Source organism: Agrobacterium sp. MCAB5 (assembly GCF_052114365.1).
Taxonomy (GTDB): domain Bacteria; phylum Pseudomonadota; class Alphaproteobacteria; order Rhizobiales; family Rhizobiaceae; genus Agrobacterium; species Agrobacterium tumefaciens.
In genome coordinates, this window is record NZ_JBFREP010000002.1 from 58,318 (window position 1) to 73,703 (window position 15,386).

Sequence of the window (15,386 nt, forward strand, 5' to 3'; positions counted from 1 at the left end):
AGAGCGAATGCTCAGGCTCGCGTCTGTAACCGCACGCCAATCGCGGGATGAGTTTCGCTGTTCTGCGTGGCTTTCGCCGGAAGGCACAGTTTTCCGGCGGCGAAATACAGCAGGAACGAACCGATCTGGAATGGGAAGATGATATCGATCTCCACGAAGGAGCGGACGACGAACAGCGCGCAGATGGCAAAGAGAATGACGCCCTGCGGATCGCGCTGGCGCATCAGGACCGAGCGCAGATGGCCGAGCAGCGTTCCGTAAAGCACCATGCCGAGCAGAACCATGCCGACGATGCCATTCTCTACCACCGTCTCGATATAGGTGTTGTGAAAATGGAAGCCGCTGCGTCCGGTAATGAAGAAGTCGTTCCACAGGCGCTCGGCATCGGCAAAACCCACCACCCAGAACCCCTGGTAACCAACGCCGAGGATCGGTGTCTGCTTTGCCGCTTCGATGCCCTGCTGCCAGAGATAGGTGCGTCCTGTCAGTGTCGAATCCTTGCCGAAAAGGCCGAGAATGGCATCAAGCAAGCCGAACTGCAGGGACGCGACCACCAGCAATATGCCAATACCGCCGAGTGCGAAAAAGGTCATCTTGCGGTTGGCCGGTGAAAGCATGCCAATCGGGATGAAACCGATGATGAGGGCGACCACCGCCGCCGTGGTAATGGTGGATGTGGCCGATTGCGAAGCAATTAGGCTATAGGCCGATAAGAGCCCGGTGATGCCCGCGATCGGCAGCCAGATACCTCTTTGCTTGAGGATCAGCACGGACGAGACGGCGAAAATGACGCCGAGCGAGGCGTAAAAGCCAAGCTGGTTCTTCGATGAGAAAGCCCCGACAAAACTGTAGGTTCCATCAAGCGCATCGAAGAGGTGGACACCGAACAGCAGCGAATAGAGCAGAATGACGGTGATGCCGATCAACGCCCCACGTGTCAGCGTGCGGATGGACACCACCCGCATGGCGATAAGTGCGCAGACGATATGCGTCATATACTGGATGGAAGCGCGCATTGTGACCGATGCTGCCTCCGACCAGAAGCTCGACAGCACGGTCAGGATGCCGAAGGCGAATATCCACAGATAGCGCGGATAGTTACCCAGCACGCGCCGGTAATTGACCACTACCAGGGGCAGCCACATGCCATAATAGGCCAGAATCGAGATTTGCCCGAAACGCGACGAATAGGCGAAAACGAAGAATGACAGCGCAATCGCCGCCATTCCGTAGACCTCATTGCGTTCGGGATCGATCAGTGCCGATTTGGCGATCCGCATGAAAACCTCACTGCATCAGGATTTCGGACGAGACCTTGATGACGTCGCCTGGCTGGAGCATGGCGTTTTCATCCACCTTCACCTCCTTCGGCTTGCCGTTTTCCTCACGCACCACGACGTAGCTGATTGTCGCGGATTTTCCCGACGGATCGAAACGGATCGCCTCAGCCGATTGTGCGAGCGCCTCCGACATCAATTCCCGGCTTGTACCCAGTTGCAGATTGAGCTTGTCGAGTTCCGCCTCCGTGTCCTGCAATTCCTTGGAGCGCTGTGCCACCCAGTCATTGCGCAGGTTGATTTCATCCTGGGTCGCCTTGTTGATATCCTGCTTGGCACGCAATGACTGCGTGTCGATATCAAGCAGCGCGGCTTCCACCTCCGCTGCACGTTCTTCCGCGGAAATACGCCGTTGCGATAGTGCAAGGCCCTGCTCGTTCAGCCGGTTGACGCGGTCTCGGTCCTCATTGGCAAGCTCGAGCTGGCGGTTTTGCGTTTCCGATTTCTTTTTCAGCGATTCGACTTCGCTTTCCAGAAGCGCATGCAGATCCGTCAGTGCCTTGAGCTGCAAAGTGTAACGCTCGGTGCGCGATTTCATCAGCGCGCTTTCGCTGGCGAGAAGCGCGTCGATCTCGGCAATCTTTTCCATCTCCGGCGTCTTGGCGATGACCGTGTCACCCTTGACCTCGGCGATCAACCGCGCCTGACGGGCAAGCAGCCTTGCGCGCTGGTTGTCGTAAACGGCTGCGTCGCCGCGGGCATTTATGAAGTCGCGGGCAAAACGCTGCCCGGCATCGGAGCGCCGCAACCCGCCGGCAAGGCTTACCGCCTTCAACACCGTGAGATTGGCAGCATAGGGATATTCGCCGGGCGTCTGTACATCTCCGCTGAGGAAGATCGGCCGGAACTGGGCGATTTCGACAGAAGCCGACGGCAGGTTGCGAAGGGCGAACTTGCTCTGAAGCTGGGCTCCAATCGCCTCACCGACCTCTGCGGACGTCTTCCCCGCCACATCCAGCTGGCCGATGAAGGGCAGCGACAGCGCGCCGGATGGGCCGACGGAATAATCGCCGTTGATGACATCCCAGTTGCGGATGCTGCCATCGGCCGGCTGCCATTCGGCAACGCGGATGCGCAGCTTGTCGGCGGTGCCAAGCTTGTATTGAGCGCCTTCCGCAGCCATTGCGGAAAGCGGCGCTCCGAATGCGACGGATGCAACAAGCAGAAGGGCGGAGAAAGTGCGTCCGGCGGTTCTTTTTGCAAGCGGACGGCTAGCGACGGCAATAGGACCGTTCATCGGGAAACTCCCTGTTTGCGGATCGCCGCGCGGGCGATCAGGCGATAGAGCAGCCGGACGGTGCCGGCTGCACAGCGCCGCAAAAAGCGGCCATTATGATTTGCACCAATGACGCACCCAAAGACCGGACTTGGGATCCCGGTCAGGGTGCGTGGCAAAACAAAGATCGATAAAGCCAAACTCAATATCGGTTTTCAGTAGCTTCCGCGTGAAAGGCACACGGCGGGAATGGTCTTGACGATGATGAAGACGTCCTGTCGCATCGACCAGTTCTGCACATATTGCGTGTCGAAAGCCACGCGGGTCTTGTAGCTGACGTCATTGCGGCCGCTGATCTGCCAAAGGCCGGTCAGGCCCGGACGGGTGCTGAGGTAATAGGCGGCATCGCTTTCGTAGTAGCTCAGCTCCTCGTCGACGACGGGGCGCGGGCCAACGACGCTCATTTCGCCGCGGATGATGTTGAGAAGCTGCGGCAGCTCATCAAGGCTGAGCTTGCGCAGCACGGCACCAACTGCGGTTACGCGCGGATCATTCTTGAGTTTGCGGGTCGCACGCCATTCCTCGGCGGCCTCCGGATTGGCGGCAAGATATTGCCGCAACATTTCATCACCGTTCATCGCCATCGTCCTGAATTTCAGGCAATGGAAATAGCGGCCATTATGTCCCACACGCCGGTGCCCATAAAAGATCGGGCCGGGATCGGACAATTTCACCAGTGCGGCGATCAACAGAAAAATCGGGCTGAAGATGAGCAGCGCAAGCAGGGCCGATGTCATATCGAAGCTGCGTTTTGCGATGCCCCCGATAGGGAAACTGACATCGAAGTCTTCGGAACTGCTGAGTGTCTGTTCAGCCGATTGGGTCGCGGACTTCATAGAGAGAACTCCATTTATGTTTTGCGATTGGTCGGTGCCCGGAGGCGTGTCTTTCCGTCTAAAAGAGATAACAAGTCTGTGTTCTGAATTTGATGCTAATGGATTTTTTGTAAGGCACATTGCCCCTGACCGTCTATGCGATTTCTTGCGAGAGCGGCCGATCAACGTCAGGGCAATATTAACGGTTGCATAAAAAAGCAACAAATGTGCCGGCGGCCATGTGTTGAGAGCATGGGTGCCGCTCCCGCATGTATTGCGTTTTCGACAACAGATAGTCTTTTCTTATATGTTTCTTGTGACTTAATCAGGTGAGACAGGAACGCCAAGAACAGCCATGTGTCAGGAAGAATATTAAATTTTTTTGCAGCGCAGCAAGATTGTGGCAATGCATATAAAATTTGACATATTAACCGGGATTTTTTTGCCGGCACGCCAACTTCGCCAAGAAAAAGCGATGGAAAAATTGCAAAAGCGGCGCAAAAGCGGCAAAATAATGGCAGGAACCCGTATCAAAGTTCGGTCGGATCGTAGAAAATCTCTCCGGCTGGACCAAATTATCTCCGGCTGGAACGGTCCGACCACCATTCCGGCGTGACTTTACCCGAAAGCCATAGAATCAGAAGGTGGGTGGTGTGCAGGCGCTGATGACCTCGCACGGCACTGGACCAACGCAGCGGAAGCGGTGCGGCCTGCGGCTTTCGAAATAATAGGCATCCCCCGGACCGAGAACCCGCCGCTCCTCGTCGACCGTCACCTCCAGACGCCCGGAGAGGATGATACCCCCCTCTTCTCCATCGTGGACCAGTGGCACCTTGCCGGTATCGGCACCCGGCTGGTAACATTCCTTCAAGATTTGCAGGCTGCGGCCGAAAACATTTTCGCCCACCTGCCGGAAGGATATCGGTCCTTTGCCGATTTCGACAAGTTCATCCGCGCGGTAAAATGCCTTGCGGCTGGTCTCCGGCTCGTAGGCGAAAAATTCGGCAAGGCCGATCGGTATACCGTCGAGAATGCGCTTCAGCGCGCCGACGGACGGGTTGGAGGTGTTGGATTCGATCAGGGAAATCGTCGAATTGGTAACACCAGCACGTCTTGCCAGTTCACGCTGGGAAATATTGTGACGCAGCCGCAAATGGCGCAAACGCCCGCCTATATCCACCGACATGCGTGATCCCCCGTTGCCGTTGTTCGAAATATCGAAAACTACCTTTCCCGCCTATAACATTTTCAATGACTTGGCCACAGCGAGAAAAGGGCTTGTTCAGCCCGGAAAATAGCTTTCAATCACCGGCACCGAACAGGAGAACCGTTATGGACAACCCCAACCGATCCAACTCCACCTCACTCGACAGCTACTGGATGCCATTCACCGCCAACCGGCAGTTCAAGGCCAATCCCCGCCTGCTGACGAGCGCGGAGGGCATGTATTACACCAGCAATGACGGTCGTCAGGTTCTCGACGGCACAGCTGGCCTGTGGTGCGTCAATGTCGGCCATGGCCGCCACCAGATTGCATCCGCCGTCAAACACCAGCTTTCGACCATGGATTATGCGCCCTCGTTTCAGATGGGCCATCCCGTCGCCTTCGAATTCGCCGAGCGGCTGGCGGAAATCGCGCCCGGCCCGGAAGGCGCGAAGCTCGACCGCGTTTTCTACACCGGCTCGGGTTCTGAATCAGTCGATACGGCGCTGAAGATTGCCATCGCTTATCAGCGCGCCATTGGTCAGGGCACCCGCAGCCGTCTGATCGGCCGTGAGCGCGGTTATCATGGCGTCGGTTTCGGCGGCATCTCCGTTGGTGGCCTTGTCAACAACCGCCGTGTTTTTCCGCAAATCCCGGCCGACCACCTGCGTCACACCCACGATTTGGCGAAAAACAGCTTCGTAAAGGGCCAGCCCGAGCATGGTGCCGAACTGGCAGACGATCTGGAACGGCTGGTTGCTCTGCATGGGGCCGAAACAATCGCCGCCTGTATCGTTGAACCCGTAGCCGGCTCCACCGGCGTGCTGGTGCCGCCGAAGGGTTATCTGGAGCGCCTGCGGGCCATCTGCGACAAGCACGGCATTCTGTTGATCTTCGATGAGGTTATCACCGGTTTCGGCCGTATGGGCTCGTCCTTTGCCAGCAACTACTTCGGCGTGACGCCTGACATCGTTACCACCGCCAAGGGGCTGACCAACGGCGCAATCCCGATGGGTGCGGTTTTTACCAGCCGCAAGGTGCACGATGCGTTGATGCATGGGCCGGACAACCAGATAGAGCTGTTCCACGGCTATACCTATTCCGGACATCCGGTTGCCTGCGCCGCCGGCATCGCCACGCTCAACATCTACCGCGACGAAGGGCTGTTTACCCGCGCGGCAGAAATGCAGGATGTCTGGCACGACGCCATCCATTCGCTGAAGGGCCTGCCCAATGTCATCGACATCCGCACCATCGGCTTCATCGCCGGCATCGAGCTGCAATCGCGTGATGGAGCTATCGGCGCACGCGCCTATGACGTTTTCGTGGATTGCTTCGAGCGCGGTCTGCTCATTCGCGTCACGGGCGATATCATTGCCCTTTCGCCGCCGCTTATCGCCGAAAAATCACATTTCGACGATATCGTCTCGATCTTGGGCGACGCGCTGAAAAGAGCGGATTAAAAGTATAAATCACTAATAAATAAAAGGCTGCAATTTCTATTGCAGCCTTTTTTGCATTTATCAAGACCGCAACAAAAATAGATCATTTCTTAAGCATATTCTATTAATTTCCCGTAGTATAACCAACCGAGCGGGAATGGCCTCATGGCGTCGATTCAGAAAAAAATTATATTTGCAAGCATTGCAATCTTTTCCATCACCGGAAGCGCGGCGGGGGTCGGTATCTGGGCGACGCATACGCTCAATCGCAATAGTACGGATGTATCGCGGTCCGCCGAGATACTTCACAATCATATGCGAGCCGACATGATGCACGATGCGCTGCGCTCAGACGTGCTGGCAGCCATTCTTTCCACGAATGATACGATGGGCCTGTCGTTCGACGCGGTAAAGGCCGACCTTGCCGAACATGAAGCCACTTTCCTTGAAGCATTGAAGCTAAACAAGGCGCTTACCGAAGGTACGAACGCCAAAGCCGTTATCGAGAGCGTTGAAAAACCGCTTCAGTCCTATCTTGAAAGCGCCAAAACGGTGGTTGGCCTCGTCAACGCCGATCCGGGCGCGGCGACAAAAATGATTCCGGACTTCATGCGCCAGTTCACCACTCTCGAAACCGCGATGGAAACGGCGAGCGAACAGATCGACGCGCTTTCCGAAGCAACTGTCGCGGAAAGCCAGGAGACGAAGGCGGTAATCGAGCTCGTATTAGAAGGGCTGCTGGTTCTGGCGACACTCTTCTGCGTAGGCCTCTTTATCCTCACCCGCAAAACGGTAACGGGTCCAATCCTGCGCCTGTCGAAGACGATGGAAATCCTTGCCAGCGGCGACACGTCACAGCCTCCTTCCGGCATGGACCGGAAGGATGAGATCGGCTCCATGTCCGGCGCGGTCGAAATATTCCGGCAGGCGGCGATTGCCAATCGGGCGCTCGAAGAACAGGCAGCAGCAGCCAGACTGCAGGCAGAAGCCGATCAGGCGGCCGCGCGACAGCAAGCGGAGGACGATGCGTCTGAGCGGCTGCGCATCGCCACTTCCGGCCTTGCGACAGGACTGAAGCGGCTGGCATCGGGCGATCTGGCCTTTCAGCTCGATCAGGCCTTTGCCCCTCAATTCGAGGCCTTGCGTCACGATTTCAACAGCTCAGTGCGTCAACTCGGCGAAACGCTGTTCGCCATTTCCGATGGCATCAGCACGATTGACGGCAGCAGCCGGGAAATCGCCGCAGGTGCCGGCGATCTTTCCCGCCGCACGGAAAATCAGGCAGCGTCTCTGGAACAGACCGCAGCAGCGCTCGATGAAATCACGGTCAATGTTTCAAACGCCAACAAGCGTGCCGCCGAAGCGCGGCTCGCCGCCACCGATGCCAACCACAGCGCACTGAAATCTGTGGAGGTTGTCAGCCATGCGGAAGAGGCGATGCGCCGCATCGAAACCTCGTCCCGGCAGATCACCGGCATCGTCGGCGCCATAGACGAGATCGCCTTCCAGACAAATCTTCTGGCGTTGAATGCAGGCGTGGAAGCCGCACGCGCCGGTGAAGCCGGCAAGGGATTTGCGGTAGTGGCGCAGGAAGTGCGCGATCTCGCCCAGCGCGCAGCAAAGGCCGCAGGCGAAATCCGCGATCATATCCGGCAATCCTCGACGGAAGTGGAAAGCGGCGTGAAACTGGTTCTCGACACCGGCACGGCGCTGAAGGAGATTGGCGAGCGTATCGCCGGCATCGATCGCCATATGAACGCCATCGCCACATCGGCGACCGAACAATCGACCGGTCTTGCCGAAATCAACGCGGCGGTAAACTCCATGGATCACGCCACCCAGCAAAATGCGGCCATGGTGGAGCAGTCCACCGCGGCTTCTGCAATGCTCGCCGCCGAAACGGCAAAGCTGCGCTCGCTTGTATCGCGGTTCCGTCTGGAAATGGAAAGTGCCGGTAGCCGCGACGTTACCCGTCGCGTTGCCTGAGGTTGCTGCCGCAGATCGAGCCGGCAGCAGCAGTATCGAAGCGCTTTGATTGCGCCTTCATTCATTAGCCATTTCCAGCCGCCCTCTCAGGCGGCTGGAAATTTTGTCTATCAATAGGTCTGCATTGGTTGCGACAGGCCGTCGCCGACCACGCCGCCGCCATACTGCGCCACGGGCACGCCCGCCTGCCCGATAGGAACACCCTGCTGTGCCGGCCCGAGCGCCGTCACCACAATCGGCGTACCATCAGGCACACGGTTATAGAGGTCGACAATATCCTGGTTCAGCAGACGCACGCAGCCGGAGGAAACCGACTTGCCGATCGTCCACCATTCCGGCGAGCCGTGCAGACGGTAGATCGTGTCCTTGCCGTCCTTGAAGATATAAAGTGCACGCGCACCGAGCGGGTTCTTGAGGCCCGGCTCCATGCCGCCATTGCGGCCGCTATAGGGTTCCAGCTCAGGCTGGCGGGCAATCATCTCGTCGGGCGGCGTCCAGCGCGGCCATTGACGCTTGTACTGGATAACGCCGCGTCCGGCCCATTCGAAGCCCGCGCGGCCGAGACCGACGCCATAACGCATGGCCTGGTTGTTCTCGTAGGTGAGATAAAGGAAATGGTTGGCGGTATCGACCACAATGATGCCGGGACGCTCACCGGTGGGATTTTCCACCATTTGACGCAGGAACTGGCGCGGGATCCGCTTGTAGGGAATTTCCGGCAACGGAAACTGCTCGTCGGGCTTCGGACCGTACATCAAGGCATACATCGGGTCGTCGGCGGGGGCTGGTGGCCGTGTGGCCTCACGCGCGGTGGTGTTACAGCCTGCAAGGCCGGCCAGCGCTAATCCGCCCGCTCCAAGCAGGAAACCTCGCCGGGTCGTTGTCGTGTCGTTCAATTGAAAAACCTCATCTGCGTCATCTTGCGCTGGCAAAGGGATCTGCCAGCGCCGCCTCGGGGCGGCTTATAGGGTACTTCGTGCCGGAGACCTGCGATGCCATGGCCTTTGCGCCACTGGATTTCAGGATGGCACGGAAGCTTGGGTGCATGCCGCCGTCTACATACGCGCTGACCGGGGCAGAAGTTCCCTCGTTCATCGCGGCGGCAAATTTCTGTTGCTCTTCGGCCATTTTCGACGCCACCAAGGGGTCCGGCTGGTTTATCGCAGGTGGGCAGGCCGCCAGCGGATCGGCAGGCTCACCGCCGGCAAATTCGCTGTTAAAAACGTATCGCCGGCCGCAAACGGAAACCTTTGGCTGGCGGCGCGTCACCTCGAAATAGTCATAGCCTTCCTTGAGCGTCTTCCAGAAGGGCATATTGGGATCGTCCCGATTCGCCACCATGTTCCGCGCGCTCATGCGGAAGGGATAGGCCTGAACCTGAAAGCGGTCCTGCCCGCCCTGCAGTGCGCGCGCCACGACCGCATAAATCTCGCCGACCTGTTGATCGGTCATCGCGTAACAGCCCGACGAAGAACAGGCGCCATGCACCATCAACGCTTCGCCGGTGTAACCAAGCGCCGATTCCAGCCGGTTGGGATAGCCGAGATTGAAGGAGACGTAATATTGCGAATTGGGGTTCAGCATGCCTGCGGAGACATGATAAAATCCTTCCGGCGCCTGCCGGTCGCCCGTCTTCGTCTTCGGGCCAAGTTTTCCGGACCAGCGGCACATGGGATAGGTCTTGAGCAGCGCATAATTACCGGTCTTGTCGATCTTCCAGACCTCAAGCTCGCTTTCCTGCTTGAAAATGCGAACGAGAACCGGGCTTTCCGGGCGCATGCTCTTGGCAGACATCTGCGCCATCATCTTGGATGACAGCTTCGGCGGGTCCTTTTTGACGCTGTCGAGACCCATTGAGGTGCACGCGGCGAGACCGCTGCCGATCGCGACGACCGCAGCTATTCTCATTCCCGCTTTTACCCTGCGCCGCAGCCCCGCACTTGCGAAGTTCAGCAATGCATTCATACCCATGGATCGTTCTGCCCGCCCGATTTGCCCGCCTTTGTGGCAGAGGCTTAACTAGCGAAGGTGGCCATATGGCGGCAACCTCCCGCAAGGACAAAGTCTCGTGAACAGACGTTACCCATTCGTTAATCATACGCACACAAGCCTGTGATGGAACTGCCGCTACCGAAGAAGCCCCTGCCCGCCATCGATCCATACCGGCGTTCCGGTGATATGGCGCGACTGGTCCGATGCCAGAAAACCGATCAATGCAGCAACATCCTCGCTCGTCCCTGCAACCCCGCCGGTGACCGGAATGTCACCCGCCGGGAAACGGACTGGCACTTCGGTCCTGTCGCGCCCGCGTATGTCCGTATTTTCGTCAATCGCCGTTTCAATTTCGCCCGGACACACCGCGTTGACACGGATGCGATGACGCCCGAGCTCCAGCGCCAGTTGCTGGGCCATGGCAAGCTGCCCGGCCTTCGTCACCGAATAGGCGGTAGCGCCCGGCGAGTTGAAAGTGCGTGTGCCGTTGATGGAAGAGACGATGATGATGGAGCCGCCACCTGCCGCCTTTAGATGCGGCACACTGGCATGGATAGTGAGATAGGTGCCTCGCAGGTTGATGCGGATCGTATCGTCCCACTCCGAAGGCGTCAGCTCGTCAATCGGTGCCCAGACGCCGTTGACGCCCGCATTGGCCACCACGACATCCAGACGGCCGACAGCATCCACAAGCTCTGCAACGGAGTGTCGCATAGCTGCCTCTTCCGCCACATCGGCGACGAGGACCTTAGAAGCGCCGGATAAGGCGGAAATCTCATTTTTCACTGCCTGCAATTCAGATTCGGTACGGCCGAGAAGGCCTACGGAAAAGCCTTCGGCAGCCAGATGAAGGGCAGCAGCCCGGCCAATGCCGGAGCCAGCGCCGGTGACGAGGGCGACTTTACCATTGGCCAAGGTCACAGCCCTCCTTTTCTCGACGCGATCGAGGTGACCGTTGCCGAGACGGGGTCGCTCGCCGGAAAACTGTCTTCCAGCCCCTCTTCCAGTTCCTCTTCAAGAATGTCGCGATCCTTCGATGTGCGGGCGCTCGCCTGACCGTGCGGGACTCGATCCTGCGCCGTGCCGAGAGCGGAAAACTGCGACGGCGCATCGGCACCTTGACGCGTTCCGAATGCCGTCAGTTGAACCATCACCGCGCTTGCGCGTTTGATGGCCTCCGCATCGTCGATGCCATCAAGACCGTCGGCAAGGCGGACCGAGACCTGATCGCCGTCGCTGCCGACAAATTCCACGGAAATCACTCCGTTATCCCGTTTTACATAGGTCGTAGAAAGTTGCATGACATGCCCTCCGATTTGAAAAAGCATCGGCGTAATCCGATGCGACAACACACTGAAACCTGAATTCACAACGATGGCAGAGCAGAAGGGGTTCCAGATGGATCAGGCCTTGGGCCCGGAAATGCAGGAGCGCTTCTTTCAGCGCGATCCCGTTGACGTTGCCCGCGCCCTCATCGGCGTGGAATTCCGCGTTGGCAATACCGGCGGCATTATCGTGGAAACCGAAGCCTATCATCCTGATGATCCGGCATCCCATAGTTTCAATGGGCAGACCCCGCGCACCAAGGCGATGTTCGGCCCGGCCGGCCGTCTCTATGTCTACCGGTCCTACGGCATTCACTGGTGCGCAAACTTCGTATGCGCTCCGGGCTCCGCCGTGCTTCTGCGCGCCATCGAACCCCTCACCGGCATAGACATGATGAAACTGCGGCGAGGAACTGACAAACTGAAACTGTTATGTTCCGGCCCCGGCAGGCTTTGTCAGGCCTTGGCCATTACCGGAGAAATGGACGGAGCACCGCTGGACCGCCCGCCGTTTTTCCTACGTCTGCCAAAGGACGCCGCTGCCGTTACCACCGGCAGACGCATCGGCATAAGCCGCGCGCAGGACTATCCTTGGCGCTTCGGGCTTGAAGGCTCGGCCTTCCTCAGCAGGAAATTCGAACAAGCCTGAAACCTAAAAGACCTTGGGCGGTCCGTCGTTTTCATCTGGATTGGGGTTTGGCGCCTCGTCCGGCAGCCTGTCGGGCTCCGGCTCTTTGACCGGCGGTATATCCGGCTGTGGCGGCACCGGCATTGGCGGGTCTGGATAGGGTTCAACGGGAACAGTTGGCATTGCAGCTCCTGGATATAAGCGCTTCGTCCAATGCGGAATCGAAATGCGCTTTCATCTGCTGAGACAACGCGAGCGCGCGGCCCCTCCTCAGGCGGCGCAACACCCAATTCGCCCATCGGTCAAATGCCGATCAGGTCCCTTCGGTTTCATTGCGCCGCCCTGCGGATTGTACAGGGCAAACGCAGGAAAACGCCGGTCAGTTCCGTTTTTTTGGGAAGCTTTTGCGAGTGGTCAGGCGAAACCCAGCGAGCTGCGGGAAATATCGCGGTTTTCGCAATAGTCGCGGGAGTGGGCCTCATGGCCGTGTTCGCGAGCGGTGGAACGGGTCAGTTCCGGGCTGGGTACGTTGAGCAGCGCATCGGCATAGGTACCGGTTGCCTCCACATCATCGATCACAGTCTGTTGTTGCGGCTTTAAAAATTCAAACATCGGTCACCTCCTTCAACACGTCCCCTCAACGCGCTGGCCCAGGTCCTGTTCCAAAAGGCCTGTGCAGCTTCGATTATACACGAGATGACGCTGCCGTATAGGCGATGAAAGACGAACGGCAATCAATTGACGTTCACAAAATGGAATGGAATCAGTGAGCTATGGCGACGAGGTCAGGCTGGACCGACCGATTCCCGCAAGATCAGTTCGACCGGCCACAATTCCTGAACCTCGCGGACGGGACGGCCGCCGACGATCTGCAGAAGCAGGTCCGTAACCCGCATGCCAGCCATGCGCATGGGCGAGCGGGTGGTGGAAAGCGGCGGCATCATGCTTTCCGGAGTGAGGTAAGGAAACACGTCGTCATGGGCGATGACGGATACGTCCTTGCCGATCACCAATCCCAGTTGGGTTGCCGCGCGATAGACGCCCTGCGCCGTCATCATCGCGCCGGCGACGAAGGCGGTCGGGCGCGGCGTCTGCTCCAGCAGCGAGCGGGCGAAACGGAAGGCGGCATCTTCGCTGAAATGCTCGCTCATCATGAGGCGCGGATCAGGCGTGATGCCATGGGTCGCGAGCGCATCACGAAAACCCTGTTCGCGGTCCTGCACGAATGTACGGCCTGTCGGGCCGTTGATCATCGCGATGCGACGGTGGCCACGTTCCAGAAAATGGATTGTCGGACGATACGTCACATCATGATTGTCGATATCGAGCCAGGCGTGCTCGAACGCCGTCTTCGAGCGGCCATGCACGATGAAAGGCACGCCCAGCCGATTGAGCAGCGCGATGCGCTCGTCCTCCGGACGCGGCGAATGCACGATTATGCCATCCACCCGTCCGCTCGACGCCAGCCGGCTGAAAATCGCGAGCTCTTCCTCAATGTTATTGTCGACGGTGACGCTGACGAGAATGTCGGTCTCTTCGCCTTCCAGCCGCGTCGCCATGCCGCCCATGAATTCCGAAAAGAAATGCCCGCCGCCCGAACGGCCCATCACGACACCGATGGCGCCGGCCCTGCCTGTTGCCAGCCTGACCGCGTTGGCATTGGGCCGGTAGCCGTATTTCAGCGCAGCATCCATCACCCGCTGGCGCGTCTCTTCACGCACCTCGGGATAGCCGCCAAGCGCACGGCTGACGGTGGTGGGCGACAGCCCGACCTTTTCTGCGAATTCCTTGAGCTTCATGTTTTCTGCCAATTTGCTCCTGCATGCGTCGCCGCCGCAGATTTTTCAAGCGGACAAAAATTGAAATCGCTTTCAATTTATTCCCACCTGAAACCTTACAGTTCGCCGTTTCGAAAGGCAAACCCTCCGTGGCAACATGCGAAGATGCCCAATTTCCACGCCATAAGAAAGAGTATTGACAGATTTGTCGGCTTTTGCGAACTTCACATCAGTCAAAAGCGCTTTCAATTTTGAGGATGATTGGAAGCGTCAACGGAGGAGTTTGACAATGAATATTTCCATGAAGACTTTGTTGCTGTGTGGCAGCGTGCTGTCTGCGGCAGTTTCCGCGCAGGCGGCCGAACTTTCCATCGCCGCCAACTCGACCGGCAAGAACATTGCATTTTTCAAGGAGCGGATCGCCGCCTTCGAAAAAGAGACCGGCCACAAGGTCAATCTCGTCACCATGCCGTCATCGTCCAGTGAGCAGTTCAGCCAGTACAGGCTATGGCTTGCCGCGGGTAACAAGGATGTTGACGTCTACCAGACGGACGTGATCTGGGCGCCGCAGCTCTCCGACCAATTCGTGGACTTGACCGAAGCGACCAAGGACGTCATCGGCGATCATTTCCCCTCCATCGTGGCGTCGCAGACCGTGGACGGCAAGCTGGTCGCGATGCCGATGTTCACCGACGCGCCCGCTCTGTTCTACCGCAAGGACCTTCTGGAAAAATACGGCAAGCAGCCGCCGAAAACCTGGAAGGAACTGGGCGAGACCGCCAAGGAAATTCAGGACAAGGAACGCGAAGGCGGGCAGAAGGACCTCTGGGGCTTCGTCTTCCAGGGCAGCGCCTATGAAGGTCTGACCTGCAACGCGCTGGAATGGATTGCATCAGCCGGTGGCGGTCATATCGTTGAGACCAACGGCGACATCTCCATCAACAACGAGAAAGCCGCAGCCGCGATTGAAGCCGCCAAGGGCTGGGTCGGCACCATCGCGCCGCAGGGCGTGCTTGCCTACAAGGAAGAGGAAGCACGCGGCGTCTGGCAGACCGGCAATTCTGTCTTCATGCGCAACTGGCCCTATGCCTATGCGCTTGGAAACGGTGCCGACAGCGCCATCAAGGGCAAATTCGGCGTCACGCCCTTGCCGGCCGGTGAAGAGGGTGCGGCACCCGCCTCAACGCTCGGCGGTTGGAACCTCGCCGTTTCGAAATATTCCGACGATCAGGAAGCTGCCATCCAGCTCGTGAAGTTCCTCGCATCGAAGGATACCCAGAAGATGCGTGCGATCCAGCTTTCCAACATGCCCACGATCGCCTCGCTTTACGACGACAAGGATGTCGCGGACGCACAGCCTTTCATGCCGACATGGAAGCCGATTTTCCAGACCGCCGTTCCACGCCCCTCTGCCTCGGCGAAGGTGAAATACAACGAGGTTTCGGCCAAATTCTGGGGTGCCGTGCACACCACGCTCTCCGGCAACGGCACGGCGGCGGAAAACCTTGAGCTCCTTGAAGTCGAATTGACCGATCTCAAAGGCAACGGCTGGTAATCCGGCCCGTGTGGGAAGCGGTCTCGCCTGAGCGTTTCCCACACCCCA

General features: G+C 58.4%; 16 protein-coding genes. 5 read left to right on the forward strand and 11 right to left on the reverse strand.

Annotated elements, in window-relative coordinates; all coding sequences use genetic code 11:
• Window positions 1-11: 11 nt before the first annotated feature.
• The 3 genes from AB4Z23_RS05040 to AB4Z23_RS05050 form a co-directional block, all read right to left on the reverse strand.
• Window positions 12-1,280, reverse strand: coding sequence for an O-antigen ligase family protein (locus AB4Z23_RS05040; RefSeq protein WP_003510903.1), 1,269 nt, complete (start codon window positions 1,278-1,280; stop codon window positions 12-14).
• Window positions 1,281-1,287: 7 nt separating this feature from the next.
• Window positions 1,288-2,574: a polysaccharide biosynthesis/export family protein gene (locus AB4Z23_RS05045; protein ID WP_013761580.1), complete on the reverse strand. Its 1,287-nt coding sequence runs from the start codon at window positions 2,572-2,574 to the stop codon at window positions 1,288-1,290.
• A gap of 194 nt (window positions 2,575-2,768) precedes the next feature.
• Window positions 2,769-3,449, reverse strand: coding sequence for a sugar transferase (locus AB4Z23_RS05050; RefSeq protein ID WP_003510909.1), 681 nt, complete (start codon window positions 3,447-3,449; stop codon window positions 2,769-2,771).
• 385 nt (window positions 3,450-3,834) lie between these two features.
• On the opposite strand from AB4Z23_RS05050, the gene AB4Z23_RS05055 reads away from it, so the two are divergent.
• On the forward strand, window positions 3,835-4,044 hold the full coding sequence (locus tag AB4Z23_RS05055) for a hypothetical protein (protein WP_149916022.1): 210 nt from the start codon (window positions 3,835-3,837) through the stop codon (window positions 4,042-4,044).
• 21 nt (window positions 4,045-4,065) lie between these two features.
• On the opposite strand, the gene AB4Z23_RS05060 is transcribed toward AB4Z23_RS05055, so the two are convergent.
• On the reverse strand, window positions 4,066-4,614 hold the full coding sequence (locus AB4Z23_RS05060; protein WP_003510910.1) for a cupin domain-containing protein: 549 nt from the start codon (window positions 4,612-4,614) through the stop codon (window positions 4,066-4,068).
• A 146-nt stretch (window positions 4,615-4,760) separates the two neighbouring features.
• Between AB4Z23_RS05060 and AB4Z23_RS05065 the strand changes: the two genes are divergently transcribed.
• A complete protein-coding gene (locus AB4Z23_RS05065; RefSeq protein WP_003510911.1) occupies window positions 4,761-6,095 on the forward strand; it encodes an aspartate aminotransferase family protein in 1,335 nt (444 codons plus the stop codon).
• A 144-nt stretch (window positions 6,096-6,239) separates the two neighbouring features.
• Window positions 6,240-8,060 carry a methyl-accepting chemotaxis protein gene (locus AB4Z23_RS05070; RefSeq protein ID WP_113291566.1) on the forward strand — a complete coding sequence of 607 codons (1,821 nt, stop codon included), beginning with the start codon at window positions 6,240-6,242 and terminating at the stop codon, window positions 8,058-8,060.
• A gap of 110 nt (window positions 8,061-8,170) precedes the next feature.
• Here the strand turns inward: AB4Z23_RS05070 and AB4Z23_RS05075 are convergent, their stop codons facing one another.
• From AB4Z23_RS05075 to AB4Z23_RS05090, 4 genes are all read right to left on the reverse strand, one after another.
• Window positions 8,171-8,956 (reverse strand): L,D-transpeptidase, encoded by a 786-nt coding sequence (locus AB4Z23_RS05075; RefSeq protein WP_025595664.1) that lies wholly within the window; start codon window positions 8,954-8,956, stop codon window positions 8,171-8,173.
• A gap of 19 nt (window positions 8,957-8,975) precedes the next feature.
• The gene (locus tag AB4Z23_RS05080) at window positions 8,976-10,031 is read right to left on the reverse strand and encodes a L,D-transpeptidase family protein (protein ID WP_013761584.1); all 1,056 of its coding nucleotides are present in this window, start codon (window positions 10,029-10,031) and stop codon (window positions 8,976-8,978) included.
• Window positions 10,032-10,187: 156 nt separating this feature from the next.
• The gene (locus AB4Z23_RS05085) at window positions 10,188-10,973 is read right to left on the reverse strand and encodes an SDR family oxidoreductase (protein WP_112192071.1); all 786 of its coding nucleotides are present in this window, start codon (window positions 10,971-10,973) and stop codon (window positions 10,188-10,190) included.
• Window positions 10,970-11,353 (reverse strand): hypothetical protein, encoded by a 384-nt coding sequence (locus tag AB4Z23_RS05090; RefSeq protein ID WP_162685974.1) that lies wholly within the window; start codon window positions 11,351-11,353, stop codon window positions 10,970-10,972. Before AB4Z23_RS05090 ends, AB4Z23_RS05085 begins: the two co-directional genes overlap by 4 nt.
• A gap of 97 nt (window positions 11,354-11,450) precedes the next feature.
• On the opposite strand from AB4Z23_RS05090, the gene AB4Z23_RS05095 reads away from it, so the two are divergent.
• Window positions 11,451-12,026, forward strand: coding sequence for a DNA-3-methyladenine glycosylase (locus tag AB4Z23_RS05095; RefSeq protein WP_112192102.1), 576 nt, complete (start codon window positions 11,451-11,453; stop codon window positions 12,024-12,026).
• 3 nt (window positions 12,027-12,029) lie between these two features.
• Here the strand turns inward: AB4Z23_RS05095 and AB4Z23_RS05100 are convergent, their stop codons facing one another.
• From AB4Z23_RS05100 to AB4Z23_RS05110, 3 genes are all read right to left on the reverse strand, one after another.
• The gene (locus AB4Z23_RS05100; protein WP_112192072.1) at window positions 12,030-12,188 is read right to left on the reverse strand and encodes a hypothetical protein; all 159 of its coding nucleotides are present in this window, start codon (window positions 12,186-12,188) and stop codon (window positions 12,030-12,032) included.
• Between the two features lie 231 nt (window positions 12,189-12,419).
• Window positions 12,420-12,617 carry a hypothetical protein gene (locus AB4Z23_RS05105; RefSeq protein ID WP_003510923.1) on the reverse strand — a complete coding sequence of 66 codons (198 nt, stop codon included), beginning with the start codon at window positions 12,615-12,617 and terminating at the stop codon, window positions 12,420-12,422.
• Window positions 12,618-12,790: 173 nt separating this feature from the next.
• Window positions 12,791-13,804 (reverse strand): substrate-binding domain-containing protein, encoded by a 1,014-nt coding sequence (locus AB4Z23_RS05110; protein ID WP_003510924.1) that lies wholly within the window; start codon window positions 13,802-13,804, stop codon window positions 12,791-12,793.
• Between the two features lie 268 nt (window positions 13,805-14,072).
• Between AB4Z23_RS05110 and AB4Z23_RS05115 the strand changes: the two genes are divergently transcribed.
• On the forward strand, window positions 14,073-15,338 hold the full coding sequence (locus tag AB4Z23_RS05115; protein ID WP_113291567.1) for an ABC transporter substrate-binding protein: 1,266 nt from the start codon (window positions 14,073-14,075) through the stop codon (window positions 15,336-15,338).
• Window positions 15,339-15,386: the final 48 nt, after the last annotated feature.